Genomic DNA, 20181 nt, shown 5'->3' on the forward strand with positions numbered 1-20181 from the left:
ATTGTTACGCATGTAATACTCCGTATAAGTCGTTAATATCCATCAAACTTATACGGAGAAATTTAGAATAGATGGATGTACCGACTTTGTATAAAAAAGTAAAAGTGTTGATATACAAAGGAGGAATTATCATGTCAATGATACAAGTTCAAGACTTAACTTTTTCTTATCCAGGTAGCTTTGATAATATTTTTGAAGGTGTAAACTTTCAAATAGATACGGATTGGAAACTTGGATTTATCGGTAGAAATGGAAGAGGTAAAACAACATTCTTTAATTTATTATTAGGGAATTATGAGTATTCTGGGAAAATCATTTCCTCGGTAGAATTTAATTATTTTCCTTATCCAGTTTCGGATCAAAACAAGTATACTCATGAAATCCTTGAAGAAATTTGCCCCGAAGCAGAAGATTGGGAATTTCTTCGTGAAATATCCTATCTAAATGTTGATGCCGAGGTCATGTACCGACCATTTAAAACATTATCAAATGGAGAACAAACAAAGGTGTTGCTTGCCGCACTTTTTTTGAATGAGGGTCAATTTTTATTAATTGATGAGCCAACCAATCATCTAGACACTGATGCACGAAAGATGGTCTCTGATTATCTAAGGAAGAAAAAAGGGTTTATTTTAATTTCACATGACAGAATCTTTTTAGATGGATGCGTTGACCATATCTTATCTATAAATAGAGCAAATATTGAAGTTCAAAGTGGTAACTATTCTTCATGGAAGTTAAATTTTGATAGACAGCAGGAACACGAAGAGGCAACAAATCAGCGTCTACAAAAAGACATAGGGAGATTAAAACAGTCTTCAAAACGTTCAGCTGGTTGGTCTAATCAAGTGGAAGCTTCCAAAAATGGAACAACAAATTCAGGTTCTAAGTTAGACAAGGGTTTTGTAGGACATAAAGCGGCAAAGATGATGAAGAGAGCAAAGAACATTGAAGCAAGGCAACAAAAAGCTATCGAGGAAAAGTCAAAACTGCTAAAAAATGTGGAAAAAACCGAGTCATTAAAATTAGAACCATTGGAATTTCATTCAGATGAATTGATTGTTTTGGCTGATGTGTCCGTTAAGTACGATGACCAAATAGTGAATAAGCCAATTAGCTTTATAGTTGAACAAGGTGACAGAATTGTACTTGATGGAAAGAATGGAAGCGGAAAAAGTAGTATCCTAAAATTAATTCTAGGAAACCCGATACAGCATACAGGTTCAATGCACTTAGGTTCAGGCCTCATTATTTCCTATGTCCAACAAGATACTTCACATTTGAAGGGACTGTTAACGGATTTTATTGAAATGCATGAGATTGATGAAACGTTATTTAAATCCATCCTACGTAAGCTGGATTTTGACCGAATTCAATTTGAGAAAGATATATCTCATTATTCTGGTGGACAAAAGAAAAAGCTGCTTATAGCCAAAAGTTTATGTGAAAAAGCTCATTTATATATATGGGATGAACCGTTAAATTTTATTGATATTTATTCGCGCATGCAGATTGAAGAGCTTATTCAAAGATTTAATCCCACAATGGTTATTGTTGAGCATGATCAGGCATTTCAACAAACAGTTGCAACAAAAACTATATTTATGTAGTTAAATATGAAGAATTTGAAGATTTAATCAGTAAATCAAGTTATTAAACTATACTGCTTTAGTTGAAGAACGCAGCTAAAATGATCAAACTTTTTTTATGAAGACTAAACTTAAATCTGTTAGAGAAGAATTCATTTTGATCAATCTTTTTTCAAAATACTAAAGGGTGCAAGAGTTAAAGATCGGAGCTACCATAATGGTGGCTTTTTCTTATTCGACTCTAAAGGGCAGTTAAGTTAAACAAAAAAAGAAGTATTTTTCGAGAATTTTAAGGATTATAACCTTTGAGGATTTATCAATAAGGAAGAGCTCCTTTGGTATAAGGATTAAAAATACCTTTAATTCGAGACTCTTTAATTGAAAGTAATTAATAGAAGGTTTATTATTAACTTGTTCACTAAAAGCACATAATAGAAATTGTTCATGAAGTTGTTTTCTTAACAGAAAAAGACTTGAAAATTTCGAAAGGAGAAATTCAAAATGGGAAAATTAGATGGAAAAGTAGCAATCATTACAGGGGCAGCACAAGGTATGGGTGCTATGCATGCTAGTAAATTCGTTGAAGAAGGTGCGAAAGTAGCGATTACTGATCTTAACTTCGAAGGTGCGCAAAAATTAGCCGATGAATTAGGAGAAAACGCAATCGCTCTTAAATTAGATGTTTCTAATGAAGGGAACTGGTTAGAAGTTGTAGCAAAAACAGAAGATACATTTGGTCCTATCAACGTTTTAGTAAACAACGCAGGAATTGGTATCTTCAAAACATTGGAAGAACTAACTGTAAAAGACTTCGAATTAACATTTAAAGTAGATGAGCTTGGTGTATTTTTAGGAATGCAAAAAGTACTCCCTTCAATGAAAAAAGCTGGCGTAGGTTCTATTATTAACATTTCATCCGTAGATGGTTTGGTAAGTGCCCCAACGGCTATTGCTTATAGTGCTTCTAAACATGCTGTAACTGGTATGACTAAAGGTGCGGCTACTGAGCTTGGGCAATATAACATCCGTGTAAATTCTGTACATCCAGGAATTATCAAAACACCTATGGCTGACCAACCAGATGTTGAAGAATATCTTAAGCAACTTGAACAAGATATTCCACTAAGAAGAAGAGCAGAAGTAGAAGAAGTATCTAATTTAGTTGTATACCTTGCTTCTGACGATTCTAGTTATTCAACCGGAGCACAATTCGTTGTCGATGGCGGTATGATTTCAGATTTGTAATTAAATTAAACTTATGACCCCAACATTGGAAGTTGGGGTATTTTATTGTCATCATTAGATGCACAACTAAATAATGCCGTTAAGACAAGAATCAGGTGATAATAAATCTTCTGTTTGTATTTCAGCTAATATGCCACATTCGAAGGGGGGGACAATAGGATTAAAAAAAAGAGATGAACTAAACTAGCCCTTCACGTGAAATATATAAGTGCATAATATGTTGTTCGCCGTTTGGCCCTAAGAAGATTTCATTGTGATCTACAAATCCAGTCTTTTTATATAGATTGATAGCAGCCGTATTTCGCTTATTTACTCCTAAAACTACTTCGTTAACATTCTGGAAATTGTTGTTAACAAAACGGGGTAATAAAAGAAGTCCCTGCTTGGCAAAACCTTTACCCTGAAAGTCATTATTAATAGAAAAAGCTGTTAGTAATCTAGCATTCAAATTTTTTGTATATTTCAAGACTTTTTCACCAGATTCTAAGGCAAAAAAGCCAACTGGAATATCCTTAACTAGTATTAAAACATGAATGGTGTCTTGAGATGTGGTTGGATTATTAATTTTTTCTAAAGGATAACAGGTGAATTGTAGCTTCTCTGGAGGCAAGTAAAAATTCGAAATAAATAGTTCGTAATGGTCTGTATACTTAACCAGCTGGACTAAATTGTTTTTAGTCTTAGATTCCATGTAGGTGCTCCTTTCTTTATATGTATAAGTAGATTATAAAATAAAGGAAAAATAGAAACAACTGTTCTGTGATTAGGCTGGTTAATATAATAAGGCAGGCATAAATTTATCCCACATTTGGAAATATATTATAAATTGTTCCTAAAGGTGGATTAGATGAACAACTATACAAATGATAATACAGCTAGACGGTATAAAGCCCATGTTAGTATTTGGGGCACAACCCAATTGCATTTAAGAAATCCATACATTATTGCATGGTGGTCTGCTGCATTCCCTGGATTTGGGCATATGCTATTATCTAAATATCTTAGAGGATATGCGTTATTTATTTGGGAAGTGGTTGTTAATATCAAGGCACATGTTAATTCTTCGATGATTTATTCCTTTCAGGGGAATATTGACATGGCAAAAGAGGTATTGGACACAAGATGGCTTCTTATGTATATTCCTGTTTACCTCTTCGGCATTTGGGACAGTTACCGGACAACAGTAGACATGAATAAATTCTGTCTTTTAGCTGAGAGAGAGGAACACCGCTATAATTCATTTGCATTAGGAGCGTTAGAAATTAACTACTTAGATAAGCGAAATCCCATACTTTCCGTTTTGTGGTCGTTGTTTATCCCTGGTCTTGGGCAGCTTTATATACATAGGATACTAACTGCTTTTTTTGTCATCGTATGGTTAGTGATATTTTATTATTATTCACATGCTCAAGAAGCTGTATTACTTTTATTTTTAGGGAAAGTAAAGGAAGCAACTTCGGTACTAAATCCAGAGTGGCTTCTTTTTATCCCTTCACACTATGGTTTTGCAGCTTATGATTCTTATAGTAATACAGTTGAGAATAATAAACTTTTCGAAAAAGAGTTACGAAATCATTTGACCGAGAATTATCAATCGGATGGCTTCAAACTACTAAAAGGACAAAAAGTGAAGTGATAACAGGTGCAGCTATTTTCAACATTTGAAACCACTGGATTCTTAGAAATGGCCATATCAACGCTAGAGAAGAAAGGGATTAAAAAAGAAAGCATATTTGCTGTTCCTCTGGATAATAGAGTGGAAGAACGAAAAATTTTAGATACCCTGCATCGATCTGACGGTACAAGCCTGATTGATATTGGAATGGCGCTTGCCACTGCATTTTCAGTTATTGGAGCAAGTATTGGATTTAAATTAGCTTGGGGACCAATTTATTGGGGACTGATAGGTGCATTTGTTGGATTTGTTCTTGGATTTGCTATTCGGCTTTTTATGGAATTGGTTATAAAGAAAAAGAAAAAAGTTTTAAAAGGAAAACATTCTGAAGTAATCTTAATTGTTGATTGTGAAGAATCACAAGCTGATATAGTAGAAGATATACTTTGGAGCCATTTTGCATTAGGAGTAGCAAAAGTAAAATGATTCGTTATTTTTCTTCACTTAAACTGCCCTTTAGTTGATTAACAATGTAGAGCCCAAATAAAAAGTGATGGATAAAGACCATCACTTTTTATTAAGAATACTATTTACCTGCTACATCATCCTTTAAATGCTTTAGGGATTAAATGCTGGTACTTTTTCATCTTGGATTCAATTTCTTCTCCAGTTTGTGGGTTTCGTTCCTTACGAGCAGCACGTTCACGAACTTCAAAGTTACCGAAACCATTTAATTGAACTTTATCTCTATTATTTAATATACGAATTGGAAGTAATTGCAGATCTACGATTAAAATAGGCTTCTAAGGAATCATTTATAAAAGCCATACTTAATGCTGTGCATACAAAGAACATGATTGGAACTAGTACCATCCAATGGTAGGAATAAAGGTAGCTAATGCTGCCGCCAATCACTCCCGACCATTCATATGAAAGTGAGAGCGGGGGAGTATCAAGGTCTCCATATGGGACATCCGTACCACCGAAGAACAGACTCATAAAGCCAAGATGGGCTAACAGCTGCAGAACTTGTATGAATTGTTGGCCAAATAGTAAGATCCATTTCTCATAAACGTGTGGAACAATATGTTTGAAAAACAAATAAACTTTACTCCCACCCATTGTTTTGGCAGCCTCAATAAACTCTTCCTTTTCAACAAGCCTCATTTCACTTGAAAGATGGACTGTTAAATTGGGAATCGCAATTATGACTAGAATGAATGTCTCAAATAATGCCCGTTGCCAAAAAAGTGTGGAAAATCCATCAATGGGCTCCCACAAAACACTATGAAGGATAAAATAGGCAATAATTGTCTGGGGCACCACCGAAAAAGGTTCAAAAATGACTTTAATAGTATCGTAGATTCTCGGCTTTAACGGATAAATGAAGGCACTCAAGACCAGTGAAAACAATAGGCGAAGACTTGTTACGATAAAGGTAATCCCAATTGTCCATTTTGCTCCTTCAATCATCATTTGCCCAAGGTTATATCCAAATATGTCCGTACCAGTAATATACACAGTGAATGGCGGATGAGGCGGTGCGGCTTTTAGATTTCCGTTATCATCATAAATAAACCTAAACAGTTCGATTTCACCATTATTGACAATGGTATTTAAAAAACTTAATGTCAGTAAAGTTGTCAGAAAAAGAACACTAATGACGAATCTTTTCTTTTTTAATAGAAATTGAACCATATCATCTATTATCCTTTCTATTCGAAAAGCTTACCCATTCATAGACCCGATAGAGTATAAATAATGGAACAAATATTAGCAGGCAGCCGATAATAAATGGATCGGGCCCCAATAACATGGTGCGTGACAAACCGTTTAAATTAAATAAATAATCGATGACTAACAATGTGGAAAGCATGGACCAAAAGACCGTTTTGGAGGATCCAAACATACTCTCGATAATATTTCTAATGACATGGACATTCAAGATGTAGGAAAACTTTAATCCTTTGGCTTTAGCCTGCAGAATGTAGTTCTTTTCCAATTCCTCCTCAATGTGGAGAATTAATATTCTTGTCACATAAAAGCTAATTGGAACACCTAAGCAAATAACTGGCAGGAGAACGGCTTTTTCCCTGACAGATACGACCTGTGCAAGCTTTATTCCCGTTTTCTTAAAAATGATAATTACAGACAATTGGAGCAAGAGAATCAGCATCAAATCTGGTATGGATTCGGCTGCCTTCAGAAGATTTTTCACCCAATGCATTTTATTTTTAAAAAAGAAAAAGGTTAGGTAGGAAACGAAGACAGCAATACTACAGGCAAGTAGAAGCCCAAGACCAAATAGTTTCATAGATTCTATGTAACGTACCAAAATAATTGGGAACAAAGAGTTTTTGCCATCAATCTTAAACTCTCCGATGGTAAAGAGCTTAATGTTCAAATCCGAAACGGCATGTAAATAATCCGTTAGGTTAAAGGGTAAATTTTGGAATAATATAGGAAAAGCCGTAATGAGAATCAAAATCTCCACACCAATCAAGCAATGCAAAATAAAGTAAAATATTTTTTTTATGACATTCATAGGGACTCCTCTTTATTAAATGTAGGAATTTAATACAGTATTGGTAATAATTAGACGAACTCTAATTCAAAAACGTTTCATTAAAAAAACTCTTTTTAAATGGGTTCGAGCACATTAAAACTATGAAAGAAAATTTTTGTAATCATATAAAATCAGGTCTTTATTCAACCCCAAATTAATATAATGGCTTAGTTAAACTTAAGCCAGAGGTGGTTGAATTGGAGATATTTGGTTTGTCGTTCACGGTGCTTTTGGAGGTTATTTTAATCAATATAGTATTGAGTGGCGATAACGCGGTTGTGATTGCTATGGCGGCTCGTAATGTTCCAAAAAAACAACAAAAGAAAGCAATCTTTTGGGGCACAGTTGGAGCCATTATTTTACGATTAATTTTTGCAGTAGCAATAGTGTACCTATTAGAGTTACCATTCTTAACCTTTGCTGGCGGCCTGCTTCTCGTATATATAGCCATTAAACTGTTAGTTGATGAGGCAGGGGGTTCTCATAGGGAAGGTGGTTCAAGTTTATTTTCGGCAGTGAAAACCATTATTGCTGCTGATGCAGTGATGTCCCTTGATAATGTACTAGCTCTTGCCGGTGCCGTTAAAGGAAATTTAGCTGGTATTATCATCGGTGTGATGGTTAGTATCCCAATCGTCGTTTTTGGAAGCCAATTCATATTAAAAGCTATGGAAAAGTACCTGATTATCACCTATGCTGGTGCTGGAATATTAGCGTGGACAGCAGGTGAAATGATGGTCGGAGAACCAAAATTCCAGCCAATCCTCCCAAATGATTTTCACTTATTGGTACCAACTGCTATTACAGTTCTTGTTATAGGTTTTGGATATATCATTTCAAAGATTAATGCAGCTAAAGAAGGCTAAAAAAATATAAGGTTAAAATGGACAACGATAGGAATTAGACTGTTGTTCTTTTTGCTTGTTGAAATCATTTTTTGGGGCCATGGATTACATCTGGAACCACTCGTCTTTAGTCTTTTTGTGATAAAAAAATGGGGAAGTAAAGAAATCGTACTCTAGCTGTAACATTATTCTCCGATATGTAAATACCTTCATAGAATTAGCATAATTGTTACCGATTCTTATCATGAAATGCCAAACCTCTAGTGTTATGATAATGCAAAGCCAAATTTTCAGGAGGTATTTTTATAGAAAAGATACTCATCCAATGAAAAATGGCGCTTTAAGGAGGTTTTATTTTGAAACTCAAATTAAAGGCAATGTTTCTTGCTATAGCGATGCTTGTCTCGATCCCTTCGATCTGCTTTGCAGACGCATCAAAAGGAGATGTAATTGTTACGTTAGGAGAAAACCTGACACAACAGCAAAAAAATGACATGTTAGCAGAGTTAAGGGCACCGGAAAACGTGCAAATGATTACCGTAACCAATCAAGAAGAGCATGAATATTTAGGGGAGTTTGTTCCCAAGGCACAAATTGGCAACAAAGCTATTTCATCAGCAAGTATCACAATCGACGCTAAGGATTCCGGGTTAAAGGTTCAAACGAATAATATTACTTGGGTAACAGAGGAAATGTATAAAAATGCCTTGATGACAGCAGGGGTAAAGGATGCAACAATCAAGATTACTGCTCCCTTTGCAGTATCAGGAACGGCTGCTTTGACGGGGATTATGAAAGCTTATGAAACAACCACGAATAAAGAAATTCCAGAAGAGGTCAAAAAAGCGGCCAATGAAGAAATGGTGAAAACCGCACAGCTTGGTGATTCCATTGGAGCGGACAAAGCCGCTGCTCTTATGGGAAAAGTCAAAGATGAAATCGCCAAAAATGATCCAAAAACAGAAGCTGACATACGGGAAATCATTCAACAAGCTGCAACAGAGCTTGGGATTTCGTTAACAAATGAAGAGTTAAATAAGTTAGTAGATTTCTTCAACAAACTGAAGGGGATGGACATTGACTGGAACCAAGTAAAGAACCAGGTAAGTGATACGGCAGAAAAAGTCTCCAACTTTTTACATTCAGATGAGGGGCAGTCATTTTTACAAAAGCTGCAGGATTTCTTAAATCGGACAATTGAAGTGATTCGTACCAATTTAACTAATGGATAAAATTTATTCTTGCGTGTTCCTAATCAAAAAAACGAAGGATATGTCCTCCACGTCTGAAAGATCTTCGAAATGAAATGCATAATTGGGGATTGAATGATAGATGTATAAATAGGATAGGAGTTATGACAAACAAGACGGCAGCAGCCGTCTTGTTCAATTTTGCATGCTACTTTTCCTTATTGACCAGAATTGTCATCTTCATTTTGTGAACCATCATCTTGTTGAGACCCATCATCTTGTTGAGACCCATCATCTTGTTGCGAACTATCGTCATTCTGTGAATCATCATCCTGTTGCGAGCTATCGTCATTCTCTGTGCCATCATCCGGTTGAGATCCATCATTTTGTAAACTATCGTCGTTTTGTTCCGTGTTCGGATCATCCGTTTTTGAACTGGCATTTGAGCATGCCGTTGCAGCTCCCAGTAACAACAATGCGGACATCAAAGCAAATAACCATGTTCTGAAAGTTTTCATCTTTGTTCCTCCTTGAGTTCCATATTGTCTTACAGTCTTATCATACAAGCCTTCGAGGAAAAAAGAAGGCATTTTTCCAATTCTTTACACAACTTAATCCTATTGAAAAAACTCTTTAATTTTTTGAATTGAAAATTAATAGACAAATAACGAAACCTACAACTTCTTTCACTTTACACGAGCCTTTATCAATTCCAAGTGTGAAGAAATAACTATGGGCAAAAAAAAGCTGGAAACGTTGGATCATCATGTTTCCAGCTTTATCACTTATTGAGTAATTGTTATAGAAGTTACACGGTTTAATGCTGGAGGTTCGATGACCTTCTGCTCCTTTAAATAGTTTAGGAGAGCCCAATAATCAACTTCAGTGCGAACAGGTTGGCGATATTGTGTAAATGTCGGGTATCCATCAGCTCCAATGACCATATACGCCAGAGCAGCTACCCTGTAGGAACGGTTCAAATCGAGGGATTCCCCATTAATGATAACTGTCTTTTGATCGATTCTATCATTTATTGGTTTGCTTTTATCGTAACTATAGTGGACGTTATAGGAAACAGCTAGCGGATAAAAGCTTTCAGTGCCGTTTGCATTTTTTCTCCACTGCTCTTCAAGGATTTGTTTAATTTGCTGGCCAGTTAGCGTCACGACTAATAGCGGGTTTTGGTAACCATGGGCTTGCCACGCTTCGCCAAATAGGATCTGCCCGTCACTGTCAGCCGCATTTGTTCCCTTTTTGTACAGTAAATCCCCACGCAATGGACTGGCCGCGGTCAAAGCGAATTCGGCTGGATTCTCTGCTTTTTTACCAGAATAATAGTGAGCATCCGCAACAAAGTTTGCAAGTGTACTTTCACCGTTTGCATTACGAGCCCGTGTCAAATCGCCTGTCAGTTTGGCAACTGGCTCTGCCCAGCGTTCCTTTCCACGTTCTACCCAGTAAGAAACCATCTTCTCAATCTCCGGGTCTGCTGTAATATCTCGTGTAACCGGGTGGTTTGTGGATGTTGTTAAATTACGAACTACATCCTTGGTTTTTGGATCAATCGACAAGTTGATTTCATTAAGAAGGCGTCCATGATTGGCGGCTTCTACAACAGGACGAGGGTTACCGTCAGGATCTTCAATAAAGGCATTAAACTTTGCATGCCAGTGTCCGGATACAATCGCATCAATCGCCGGTGAAGCTTCTTTTGCAAAATCGAAGATAGGACCAAAAGGACTGTCAGACCCGTTAATGTCATATCCATCGCTTTTGGTCGACCCACCTTCATGGACGACAGCAATAATGGTTTCAACACCTTTTTCCTGCAATTCCTTTGCATACCGGTTGGCTGTTTCCACGAGAGGATCCGCTGTTAGAACCCCTTCTTGAAACGAAGTGGACCCTGTTATGGTTGTCGGCGTGGTAAGAGCAATGAAACCGATGGGGATAGCACGACCTTTGCCATCATGGATCATTTTAATGGTGTAAGGCTTTAGCACCAGATCCCCAGTTTTTGCATCACGAATATTTGCAGAAAGGTAGTCATAATCGGTCCCTTTGAATTTCTTTCCTGTAGAGTCAGTAAATGAACTATCAACACCCGGGACTCCAAAGCTTTTTCCCTTCATGATATGCTCCGTCAAGAACTCCCTGGAAGCATCAAATTCATGGTTGCCAGCCGCAGAAAATTCCAATCCAATCGCGTTAAGGAATTCGATTGTTGGCTCATTATGATGTGATGCCACTTCAAAAGGCCAACCGCTGAAATCGTCCCCAGCGGAAAAAAGGATTGAATTTTCGTGACCTGCTTTTAGGTTTTTGATATGGGCGGCCAAATACGCTGCACCACCAACTGTAAGCGGTCCATTTGTAGTCATGATTTGACCATTCGACTTGTCATTGAAGGCCTGAAGATAGCCATGCAAGTCCGTCAAACTTAATAATTGGAGATTGACAAGGTCCTTGTTTCCCAGACCTTGATTGGACACTGCTTGTCCAGTATTATTGGATGCTAGAGTTTGTGAAGAATTCATTAGGATTCCACCGCCAAGGACCGCGGCAGTAGTGACAGCAAATAGACGTTTGAACGACTTTTTCAATTTCATTCCCCCTAAATGATTAGTTACAAGAAAATGGTAGCAAATAATTGTTAAATGATAGTTAAAGAAGGGTAAAAATATTGAAAATTCAATCTCTTTTAATTTATTTATAGAATGCGAATGGAAGTACGCTGTTCATGGTTGTTCATAAGATTCTTGAGGAACAAAACTGATTGCTTTACCAGTTCTTAACATTTTTTAATGTGCTTTTTACACGTCAGAAATCAATACTTCAAATTGATCAAGTAATATTTAATAGAAAGAAAGCAATCAGGGAGGGATGAGAGAATGAAAATCGGCACAAAGAAAAGAGGGAAATGGATGCTAAGCCTTCTGTCTATGGCATTTTTTATTGTTTCTTTAACAGGGGTGCAGACAAAAGCAGCAGGGATTGAAATGGAATTTCCTAGAGGACAATCAGTCAACGTAAAGGTAATGTCTTATAACATTCATCACGCTGAAGGTGTTGACCGAGGATTGGATTTGGAACGAATTGCAAAGGTCATTGAGTATGAAGAGGCAGATATTATCGGACTTCAGGAAGTAGACAACCACTGGTCGGAACGTAGTGATTTTCAAGACCAGGCAAAGTGGCTTGCAGATCGTCTAGGAATGTTTTATGTTTATGCAGCTAACTTGGACAGAGATCCATTTCATGAAGGTGAGCCACGCCGGCAGTACGGTACAGCGATTTTAAGCAAATATCCAATTTTGCATTCTGAAAACCATCCCCTTACAAAAATAGGAAACACTGAACAGCGTGGTCTCCTTGAAGCGACTATTAATGTAAAAGGAAATCATCTTCATTTTTATAATACACACTTGGCCTTGACAACTGCAGAACGACAAATACAGATTAAGGAAATTATTTCTATAGCAGGAGAATCTGAAGGACCAAAAGTGATAATGGGAGACTTAAATGCTGTTCCAGATAGCATTGAAATGCAGCCGATGTATGATCATTATCTTGACGTTTTTTATGATAAGCCTGAAGCTTATACCTATTCCGCTGAAAATCCTACCAAACGAATCGATTTTATTTTTACATCAGCTGAAATTAAAACAGTAGAAAAAGAAGTAATAAAAACGTTAGCATCGGATCACCTGCCCATAACTGCAGAAATTGTTTTGGAGAGAACAGAGCCATATGAAAATGGTGGAAACTAAATGCTTCCGAAGGAATCAGAAAATCCCGCTGAGCTGTAATGGCTTGGCGGGTATTTTTGGAATGAGGGGACGGTTCTCGTGTTTCAAATAGTTAGTTGAATGAAGTGAAGAAAAGCCGCGGAACTTGTTATAAATGCCAAGTCTTCGTAAAATAAACATAGAATACATACAATAAACCAATAGAACAGTATGAAAGTTTAAATGGGAATTGGGAATCCTCTGGGGAAGGAATGAATCGATATATGCAACAAATTTATTTGGACTATAACGCTAGTACACCTCTGGCTCCTGAAGTAACCGATGCCATGATGCCGCTCCTGCATGACTATTATGGAAATCCGTCAGCGCTGCATTGGGCTGGGGCACCAGTGAAAGAATTGTTACAGAAGGCAAGGGAACAGGTTGCCGGCTTAATTGGCTGTTCTCCGAGAGAAGTCATTTTTACTAGCGGGGGAAGTGAAGCCAACAACCAGGCATTAAAAGGCTATTATTTTAAGAATAAAAGCAAAGGGAACCATATTATTACATCAAAAATAGAACATCCAGCTGTGAAAAATCCATGCCAATTTCTCGAGCAAATCGGGGCGAGGGTCACCTACGTAGGAGTGGATCAATACGGGAGAGTGTCAGTTGAAGAAATTGAACAAGCCATTACGAAGGACACCATACTGATTTCGATTATGCACTCCAATAATGAAACCGGGACTTTACAGCCGATTCACGAGATTGGGAACCTTGCTGAAAGGCACGGGATTGCCTTCCATACGGATGCTTCTCAATCAGTCGGGAAAGTGCCGGTTAATGTCAACGAGTTAAAAGTCGATATGTTGACCATCGCCGGTCATAAGCTATATGCTCCTAAAGGAATCGGAGCGCTTTATATAAAAGAAGGAATCAAATTGGAACCGCTCATTCATGGGGCTGGTCATGAATTCGGGCTGCGGGCAGGAACGGAAAATACCTTGTTGGCAGTCGGCTTGGGAAAAGCTTGTGAAATCGCTGAAAGCCAGGTTGGAAAAAGTGAATTGAAGGAACTTACGGACTATTTTTGGAGCGGATTAAAAGTAGAGTTCGGGGACCAAGTTCAGTTAAATGGACATCCTGTGGAGCGTCTGCCCAATACATTGAACGTAAGCTTTGTCGAAAAAATTGGACAAGATCTGCTGACGGCGATCCCACAGTTAGCAGCCTCAACCGGTTCGGCTTGCCATGCCGGCAGCATCGAATTATCACCGGTATTAAAGGAAATGGCTGTTCCTGAAAAGGTTGGCATGGGGGCCATTCGCTTTAGTTTGGGCAGGTATACGACGAAGGATGAAATCGATCAGGTATTGCAATGGTTAAGGGAAACGATAGATTAAACTTATCGGGGACAACAGTGAGATTCAACTGTTGTCCTTTTTATATTATTTCAGAATGAGGCAAAAGAACCGTCCGAGACCACTGAAAAACAATTGTTTCGTTTTATTAAAGACAAAATCGGCCTTGCGAATAGGCAAAATGTCTTTTATACACCTTATTAAAGACAAAATCGACCTCACGAATAGGCAAAATGTCTTTTATGTGCCTTATTAAAGACAAAATCGACCTTGTGAATAGGCAAAATGTCTTTTATACAACTTATCAAAGACAAAATCGACCTTGCGAATAGGCAAAATGTCTTTTATACACCTTATTAAAGACAAAATCGACCTTACGAATAGGCAAAATGTCTTTTATGTGCCTTATCAAAGACAAAATCGACCTCACGAATAGGCAAAATGTATTTTATGTGCCTTATTAAAGACAAAATCGACCTTGTGGATAGGCAAAATGTCTTTTATACACCTTATCACAGACAATTATGCATTAATAGAAGGTAAAAATGTCTCTAATCTTCCTCTTAGTAAGTGTTTTTCAGTGGTCTCGAACCGTCCCCATGCCTCACTCGTGAATAAGTTACACCTTTTCTAATCAAGTTAAGAAATATACTAATTGGAAGAAGGTGTATTATGGCGAAGTATTGTTATCGGTCATTCACCATTATTTCGTTAAGTTTGGTCTTATTACTACTGTCATCGTGTAGTCAGGTACAAACAAAAGAAGAGGACAAAAAGGATAAAAATAAAACTCCTCGTGAAATTTTAGGTTTCTACACTGAACAGGAAGGAACGTATCCAGGGTCGCAGCCTACAGTGAACTCACAATTCAAAAGTTTAAGCAGCATCGCACCCTTTTGGTATAAACTAGACGATAAAAGTCCGGGAAGTCTTATAAGTTCCGTTCCAGCAGATCATAAGACAAAGGTTATTCAGAGTGCTCATGAAAAAAACCTAAAGGTATATATGGTTGTACATAATCTTTTCTATGAAACCGTTGAGAAGGGCAAAGAGGTTGCTAGTAATGTCCTCGATAACGATAAAAACCGCGATGTTTTCATTCAAAGCCTGTGCAATGAAGTAAAACAGTTTAATTATGACGGTATTAATATTGACATGGAAAATTTGAATCTGTCTGATCGAGATTCCTTTAGTCTAATGATAAAAAAATTATCTGATGCGCTGCATCGTGATGGAAAAGTAGTGACGGTTTCAGTCCCGGCAAATACAGGTGATTCCCGTGCTAATCCCTGGTCACCATGGTTTGATTACGAAAAGCTTGGCCAATATTCAGATGGGTTAATGATAATGACTTACGATGAACATAACCCAAGAACAAAACCCGGTTCAACCGCATCGGTCGATTGGACAAAAGCAACGATTCGTTATGCTTTGAAACAAAAAGTCCCACCAGCAAAAATTTTACTCGGAATCGCTGGTTATGGATGGGACTGGGATGCAACAACAGAAGGCGAAGCCAGGTATACCTCCTATGAAGAGTTGATGGGACAAAAAACAAAATATAAAGCTAAAGTTAAATGGGACTCCCGTTCGCAAACACCCAATTTCAGTTACGTAGATGAAGAACAACATAGCCATCAGGTTTGGTTTGAGAATAGCGATAGTCTGCGGTATAAGCTAGACCTTGTAGAAAAATATAACCTACGGGGAATCGGGATTTGGCGGCTCGGTTTAGAAGATCCAAAGTACTGGACGACGATACCCGAGAAAATAAAAGTAAAAAAGTGAGGGAATGGTCCTCCAAAACTTGAACTAATGTGAAAATAATCTTATTGTAATACTGGTTATCCTTCAATAGTTATTTACAAAACCAAAAGCACCGCGCTACGCGGTGCAAGTAATTATACATTTTAGTTGTAAATCCAAGTTTTGCGATAAATAATGAAAACCTGTTATAATGGGGTTTTTTTTTAAGAATGAAGATTAGGTTAAGGAGAATTTACTGTGGCTTGAGTAGTAGGTTACATCCATTGACTCCACTAATTATAAAACCTTTGAACCAACTGGGGATACATCCTCGGAAAATGTGGAATATGATTCTGAATCTGCGAAGAAGCCGAGAAATTTTGCAACCTGTTCCCCTTTATTTTGGACGAAGTGTGGGGTTGATGGTGGTATGACTAAAAGCTCCCCATCAGAGACTTCAAAGCGCTCATCACCTACAACTACATCTACATCCCCACTAATGACAAAAAGGATTTCCTCACTACTCTCATAATGCTCTCCAAGCTTACACCCGGGTTCTAGCTCAAAATACACAACGCTAGATTGTTCTGTTTGGATACCAGACCAAAGTGGAAACTTTGGTGTAAATGGTAAATTCGCTTTCCATCTCTTTTTATTATCACTGTCATACCATAGATCCAATAGCGGAAGCTTTTTTACGTTTGCTGTTTTCAACTATTTTCTCCTCCTTTAATTGTCTCCAAAATTATTTTTACTGTTTGATTTATACATTGCTCTTTCCTCAAGCCACTCACTGTTCTTAATGTCTTATAGAACAGGGGATGCAATAAACCTTGTATATAGCCTTGTAGCTGCTCCTTACTTTGGAGTTCTGAAATGATGATGTCCTGAAGCATTACCTGTACAGCAGCTTTTATTAACGCTTCGTTTTGCAATGTTGAGTTTCTCATCACAATAGATTGTTCTGCCAAACGGAAAGACAACCAGACCGATTCCATAGTTTTTTCATGAAAGGAATAAAAGTCATTTACAATCGCCTCAACCTTCTCATTAAAACTTTGAATATCTAAATACTTAAATATCTCTGGCAACTTGTTTACTTTTAAAAAGTGATTTGCACATCCTCTAAATAGGTCTTCATTTGTAGGGAAGTATTTTCGAATTGTTGGAACGGACACACCTGAATTTTCTGCTATTGTTTTTATATCTGTTATTCCTTCGGAGTGCAGCTTGTAGGTATTTTCGATGATTGTTTCGATGGTTATTTGTTTACTTTTTTTCCGAAGCTCGGAATGATAATTACGCTTTTTATTCATTTCTGGATACTTCTCCTAGTAGGAATGTTTCAGGATTCATTCAACACTCCTCTCCAATTGTTTTTATTTATGGGAAATATTCCCTTTAATAATTTTACACTAATTGAGTATATATGGTCAATATTAAATATAAATTATAATTATTAAATGTATTGTGTTGTGCCTGTCACTACACGTTAAGGATGGATTCCAGAAGATTGGCATTAAAATAGATTTTTTTGCTTGGGTCAATGCTTCAAAAAAGAATTACTTTTTGGAGAACATTGGAACCAAATTTATAATGATAATATTTAATAATTTTGAAAAAAATAGTGTTAGGAAAGGAGGGGTTACGAATGTCTCTGAAAAAGTGGTTAACTGGATTGGCCGTTTTGCTTGCGATGATTGTGGTTGTGACAACTTCAGGCTCACTCAGTGTAAATGCCGAATCCGGCGTCCTAACACAGCCTATTGAGTCAGTTAAAGCAATTGAGGTCGAGTTGTATGATGATTACTTTAAACCGGAAGTCATCACGATTCCGAATGGAAGCATGACAACGTTAATATTGAAAAACAAAGGAAAGAAAAAGCACACCTTTACTGTGGAAAAGCTAAAAATTGACGTCGAAGTCCTGCCGGGAACAGAAAAAACCATTACTGTGAAACCGAATATGCCCGGTACATATGATCTTATATGCCGGTACCATTTACAGGAAGGAATGGCTGGAAAAGTAATAGTCAAATAACAAGCAGGGCCATTCGGGCCTTGCTTTTTTTATAGGCAACGGTAACTGAATCAAACATCATCATAAAAGCTATCTCCCCATCATAACCCGACGTTCCTTTTATAAGTTAATTCCACCCTGATTGAATAGGAAAAATATATAAAAGGGGATAATAAAACCATCTGATGCGAGAGAGTGAAGAAGTTGAAAGCAACTTATCCACGTTATGAAGAAATTCGAAAGATCGAATATAAATTAACTGAAATGAAAAATGAATACTGGTTCCATCACGATTTGTTTTCATTTCAATGGTGGTTACTTTTGATTATTTTTATTCTTCCATGGATTATATGGTGGAGGTACGTTGATAAATCTAGATTAAAGGAAATTTTACTCTTTGGAAGTTTATTGATGCTTTTAGTTGGACTGTTGGACGATATAGGTGTTACTACTCACCTTTGGTCATATCCCTATAAATTGGTACAGGTATTACCACGATTGGTCCCAATAGATTACGGAATACTTATTGTTGCACATATGACTGTTTATCAATTCTATAAAAAATGGAAATCATTTATCATTGTAAATTTAGTAATGGCAACTATTTTTACCTTTATTTTTGAACCTTTGTCAGTTTGGCTTAACATTTATAAATTAGATAACTGGAAATACATCTATTCGCTTCCAATATATGTTGCAAAGGCTGTATTTATAAAATGGTTAGTTCAAGGAGTAACTCGAATATCTAAATAAATGTGATGGGGTGGAAAATTCATGGTTAAACACATACCCAAAATAACATCTGCTGAAATATCAATGTTATGGAGTACCTATATTGGTGACACCATGTCTATTTGTGTTTTAAAGCATTTTTTTCAAACCTGCGAAGATCTGGACGTTAAAACTATTATTAAACTTGCGCTAAAGTTTTCCCAAGACCATGTGGCACTAATATCGGATTTATTTACAAAAGAAGGCATTCCTCTTCCTAATGGATTTGGAGACCAGGATGTGAACTTGCAAGCAAAGAAGCTTTTTTCGGATATAACGTATTTGCGTTACTTGCATCATATGGGTAGAACAGGATTGAATTCATATAGTTTGGCAAAGTCAATTTCTGCCCGTAAAGATGTCCGTGACTTATTCAAACAGTTTTACATTCAAACCGAAATGCTATATGACCGTAATGCAGAACTGATGCAGGAAAAAGGGATTTTTATCCGATCTCCTTATATTTCTTATCCTGATAAAATTGAGTATATAACAGAGAGAAAATTTCTTGGTGGTTTAATAGGTCATCGGCGACCGCTCCTTGGAATAGAAATTGCCCATTTAGGAATTAATATCGAAGTGGCAAATGTGGCGAAAACAATACTTTTAGGATTTAGCCAAGTCGCTCAATCCAAAAAAATTAGTGACTACTTTAAAGATGGATATGAATTAGGAAAGAAAATGGTGGAAGACTTTATGATAAAACTAAAAGAAGACGATAATTCTTATCCCTCTACATGGGATTCCACCATTACCAATAGCACTGATCCACCTTTTTCCGATAAACTAATGTTATTTCATACAAATGTACAAAGTGCCATTGGAATTGGAGATTTTGGACTTGCCATTGCTGCATCATTTCGAAAAGATTTAACGGTCAATTATGAAGGGTACATCCTGAGGGTCGGGACCTATGCTGAGGAAGGTACAAAACTTTTAATTGATCATGGATGGTTTGAAAAACCTCCCCAATCGATTGATAGAGAATCACTTAGAAATCAAAATATAATGAAAAGGTAGAATACTTCATTTTAAAAAAGAGTGTAAAAAAAAGAGCATTATGTTCAAATTAATGGTACAGTTTAGTAAGAAAATTTTAAAGATGAATAGGAGAACAACATGATTGAGATAAAAAAATCTCCACTAAGTGATGGAGAATTCGATAGAGGAGTATTTGCTACACGTGATATCAAAAAAGGAGAGCTTTTACATGAAGCCCCTGTCATTGCTTACCCAAATGAACAGCACGAACACATTGAGAAAACCCTGCTTGCTGATTACGCTTTTGAGTATGGGATCAATCATTCTGCCATCCTTCTAGGTTATGGAATGTTGTTTAACCATTCATATGAGCCTAATGCATTTTATGAAATTAATTTTGATAACCACACTTTTGACTTCTTTGCTTACACAGATATAAAAGCTGGGGATGAGATTCTAATTAATTATAATGGCGACATCGATAACAAGGATCCACTGTGGTTTGATCAGGACTAGAGGAGTGT

20 protein-coding genes and 1 pseudogene are annotated in these 20181 nt (G+C 37.0%); 13 read left to right on the forward strand and 8 right to left on the reverse strand.

Features of this window, described 5'->3' with window-relative positions:
• The first annotated feature begins 131 nt into the window (after positions 1-131).
• Together KHA99_RS20010 and KHA99_RS20015 are read left to right on the forward strand one after the other, a co-directional pair.
• A complete protein-coding gene (locus KHA99_RS20010; RefSeq protein WP_213119251.1) occupies positions 132-1610 on the forward strand; it encodes an Lsa family ABC-F type ribosomal protection protein in 1479 nt (492 codons plus the stop codon).
• 480 nt (positions 1611-2090) lie between these two features.
• Entirely contained in the window at positions 2091-2834 is a 744-nt protein-coding gene (locus tag KHA99_RS20015) for an SDR family NAD(P)-dependent oxidoreductase (RefSeq protein WP_213119252.1), read from the forward strand.
• Positions 2835-3012: 178 nt separating this feature from the next.
• On the opposite strand, the gene KHA99_RS20020 is transcribed toward KHA99_RS20015, so the two are convergent.
• Positions 3013-3525: a GNAT family N-acetyltransferase gene (locus KHA99_RS20020; RefSeq protein ID WP_213119253.1), complete on the reverse strand. Its 513-nt coding sequence runs from the start codon at positions 3523-3525 to the stop codon at positions 3013-3015.
• Between the two features lie 156 nt (positions 3526-3681).
• Between KHA99_RS20020 and KHA99_RS20025 the strand changes: the two genes are divergently transcribed.
• Positions 3682-4470 (forward strand): hypothetical protein, encoded by a 789-nt coding sequence (locus KHA99_RS20025; protein ID WP_213119254.1) that lies wholly within the window; start codon positions 3682-3684, stop codon positions 4468-4470.
• A gap of 6 nt (positions 4471-4476) precedes the next feature.
• Complete coding sequence (locus tag KHA99_RS20030) at positions 4477-4935, forward strand: hypothetical protein (RefSeq protein WP_213119255.1); 459 nt, start codon at positions 4477-4479, stop codon at positions 4933-4935.
• A 100-nt stretch (positions 4936-5035) separates the two neighbouring features.
• On the opposite strand, the pseudogene KHA99_RS30910 reads toward KHA99_RS20030, so the two are convergent.
• The 3 genes and pseudogenes from KHA99_RS30910 to KHA99_RS20045 all read right to left on the reverse strand — a co-directional run.
• Positions 5036-5207, reverse strand: a pseudogene (locus KHA99_RS30910) (HU family DNA-binding protein); the annotation flags it as partial.
• The gene (locus tag KHA99_RS20040) at positions 5200-6147 is read right to left on the reverse strand and encodes an ABC transporter permease subunit (RefSeq protein ID WP_213119256.1); all 948 of its coding nucleotides are present in this window, start codon (positions 6145-6147) and stop codon (positions 5200-5202) included. The pseudogene KHA99_RS30910 and the gene KHA99_RS20040, both read right to left, overlap by 8 nt.
• A 1-nt stretch (position 6148) precedes the next feature.
• Positions 6149-6994, reverse strand: a complete 846-nt coding sequence (locus KHA99_RS20045) for an ABC transporter permease subunit (RefSeq protein ID WP_213119257.1) — start codon at positions 6992-6994, stop codon at positions 6149-6151.
• A gap of 218 nt (positions 6995-7212) precedes the next feature.
• On the opposite strand from KHA99_RS20045, the gene KHA99_RS20050 reads away from it, so the two are divergent.
• Together KHA99_RS20050 and KHA99_RS20055 are read left to right on the forward strand one after the other, a co-directional pair.
• On the forward strand, positions 7213-7881 hold the full coding sequence (locus KHA99_RS20050; RefSeq protein ID WP_213119258.1) for a TerC family protein: 669 nt from the start codon (positions 7213-7215) through the stop codon (positions 7879-7881).
• A gap of 356 nt (positions 7882-8237) precedes the next feature.
• Entirely contained in the window at positions 8238-9092 is an 855-nt protein-coding gene (locus KHA99_RS20055) for a DUF1002 domain-containing protein (protein WP_213119768.1), read from the forward strand.
• A gap of 176 nt (positions 9093-9268) precedes the next feature.
• Here the strand turns inward: KHA99_RS20055 and KHA99_RS20060 are convergent, their stop codons facing one another.
• Both KHA99_RS20060 and KHA99_RS20065 read right to left on the reverse strand, forming a co-directional pair.
• Positions 9269-9568: a hypothetical protein gene (locus tag KHA99_RS20060; RefSeq protein ID WP_213119259.1), complete on the reverse strand. Its 300-nt coding sequence runs from the start codon at positions 9566-9568 to the stop codon at positions 9269-9271.
• Between the two features lie 267 nt (positions 9569-9835).
• Positions 9836-11653, reverse strand: a complete 1818-nt coding sequence (locus KHA99_RS20065) for a bifunctional metallophosphatase/5'-nucleotidase (protein WP_213119260.1) — start codon at positions 11651-11653, stop codon at positions 9836-9838.
• A gap of 288 nt (positions 11654-11941) precedes the next feature.
• On the opposite strand from KHA99_RS20065, the gene KHA99_RS20070 reads away from it, so the two are divergent.
• From KHA99_RS20070 to KHA99_RS20080, 3 genes are all read left to right on the forward strand, one after another.
• Positions 11942-12820: an endonuclease/exonuclease/phosphatase family protein gene (locus tag KHA99_RS20070; protein WP_249366786.1), complete on the forward strand. Its 879-nt coding sequence runs from the start codon at positions 11942-11944 to the stop codon at positions 12818-12820.
• A gap of 242 nt (positions 12821-13062) precedes the next feature.
• Positions 13063-14181 carry a cysteine desulfurase family protein gene (locus KHA99_RS20075; RefSeq protein WP_213119770.1) on the forward strand — a complete coding sequence of 373 codons (1119 nt, stop codon included), beginning with the start codon at positions 13063-13065 and terminating at the stop codon, positions 14179-14181.
• 630 nt (positions 14182-14811) lie between these two features.
• The gene (locus tag KHA99_RS20080) at positions 14812-15927 is read left to right on the forward strand and encodes a glycosyl hydrolase family 18 protein (protein ID WP_213119261.1); all 1116 of its coding nucleotides are present in this window, start codon (positions 14812-14814) and stop codon (positions 15925-15927) included.
• A gap of 255 nt (positions 15928-16182) precedes the next feature.
• Here KHA99_RS20080 and KHA99_RS20085 read toward each other — a convergent pair whose 3' ends face one another.
• Both KHA99_RS20085 and KHA99_RS20090 read right to left on the reverse strand, forming a co-directional pair.
• Positions 16183-16599: a cupin domain-containing protein gene (locus KHA99_RS20085; protein WP_213119262.1), complete on the reverse strand. Its 417-nt coding sequence runs from the start codon at positions 16597-16599 to the stop codon at positions 16183-16185.
• Entirely contained in the window at positions 16596-17201 is a 606-nt protein-coding gene (locus KHA99_RS20090; RefSeq protein WP_213119263.1) for a TetR/AcrR family transcriptional regulator, read from the reverse strand. Before KHA99_RS20090 ends, KHA99_RS20085 begins: the two co-directional genes overlap by 4 nt.
• A gap of 335 nt (positions 17202-17536) precedes the next feature.
• On the opposite strand from KHA99_RS20090, the gene KHA99_RS20095 reads away from it, so the two are divergent.
• From KHA99_RS20095 to KHA99_RS20110, 4 genes are all read left to right on the forward strand, one after another.
• The gene (locus KHA99_RS20095) at positions 17537-17926 is read left to right on the forward strand and encodes a cupredoxin domain-containing protein (protein ID WP_213119264.1); all 390 of its coding nucleotides are present in this window, start codon (positions 17537-17539) and stop codon (positions 17924-17926) included.
• A 183-nt stretch (positions 17927-18109) separates the two neighbouring features.
• The gene (locus tag KHA99_RS20100; RefSeq protein WP_213119265.1) at positions 18110-18658 is read left to right on the forward strand and encodes a CBO0543 family protein; all 549 of its coding nucleotides are present in this window, start codon (positions 18110-18112) and stop codon (positions 18656-18658) included.
• Positions 18659-18679: 21 nt separating this feature from the next.
• Positions 18680-19696 carry a DUF3231 family protein gene (locus tag KHA99_RS20105; protein WP_213119266.1) on the forward strand — a complete coding sequence of 339 codons (1017 nt, stop codon included), beginning with the start codon at positions 18680-18682 and terminating at the stop codon, positions 19694-19696.
• A 99-nt stretch (positions 19697-19795) separates the two neighbouring features.
• A complete protein-coding gene (locus tag KHA99_RS20110; RefSeq protein ID WP_213119267.1) occupies positions 19796-20173 on the forward strand; it encodes an SET domain-containing protein in 378 nt (125 codons plus the stop codon).
• Positions 20174-20181 lie beyond the last annotated feature (8 nt).

Source organism: Neobacillus rhizophilus (assembly GCF_018343535.1).
Taxonomy (GTDB): domain Bacteria; phylum Bacillota; class Bacilli; order Bacillales; family Cytobacillaceae; genus Neobacillus; species Neobacillus rhizophilus.

Coding starts and splice junctions, on each gene's coding strand:
- KHA99_RS20010 (WP_213119251.1), top strand. CDS start 132: ATGTCAATGATACAAGTTCAAGACTTAACTTTTTCTTATCCAGGTAGC.
- KHA99_RS20015 (WP_213119252.1), top strand. CDS start 2,091: ATGGGAAAATTAGATGGAAAAGTAGCAATCATTACAGGGGCAGCACAA.
- KHA99_RS20020 (WP_213119253.1), bottom strand. CDS start 3,525: ATGGAATCTAAGACTAAAAACAATTTAGTCCAGCTGGTTAAGTATACA.
- KHA99_RS20025 (WP_213119254.1), top strand. CDS start 3,682: ATGAACAACTATACAAATGATAATACAGCTAGACGGTATAAAGCCCAT.
- KHA99_RS20040 (WP_213119256.1), bottom strand. CDS start 6,147: ATGGTTCAATTTCTATTAAAAAAGAAAAGATTCGTCATTAGTGTTCTT.
- KHA99_RS20045 (WP_213119257.1), bottom strand. CDS start 6,994: ATGAATGTCATAAAAAAAATATTTTACTTTATTTTGCATTGCTTGATT.
- KHA99_RS20055 (WP_213119768.1), top strand. CDS start 8,238: ATGTTTCTTGCTATAGCGATGCTTGTCTCGATCCCTTCGATCTGCTTT.
- KHA99_RS20060 (WP_213119259.1), bottom strand. CDS start 9,568: ATGAAAACTTTCAGAACATGGTTATTTGCTTTGATGTCCGCATTGTTG.
- KHA99_RS20070 (WP_249366786.1), top strand. CDS start 11,942: ATGAAAATCGGCACAAAGAAAAGAGGGAAATGGATGCTAAGCCTTCTG.
- KHA99_RS20075 (WP_213119770.1), top strand. CDS start 13,063: ATGCAACAAATTTATTTGGACTATAACGCTAGTACACCTCTGGCTCCT.
- KHA99_RS20080 (WP_213119261.1), top strand. CDS start 14,812: ATGGCGAAGTATTGTTATCGGTCATTCACCATTATTTCGTTAAGTTTG.
- KHA99_RS20090 (WP_213119263.1), bottom strand. CDS start 17,201: ATGAATAAAAAGCGTAATTATCATTCCGAGCTTCGGAAAAAAAGTAAA.
- KHA99_RS20095 (WP_213119264.1), top strand. CDS start 17,537: ATGTCTCTGAAAAAGTGGTTAACTGGATTGGCCGTTTTGCTTGCGATG.
- KHA99_RS20105 (WP_213119266.1), top strand. CDS start 18,680: ATGGTTAAACACATACCCAAAATAACATCTGCTGAAATATCAATGTTA.
- KHA99_RS20110 (WP_213119267.1), top strand. CDS start 19,796: ATGATTGAGATAAAAAAATCTCCACTAAGTGATGGAGAATTCGATAGA.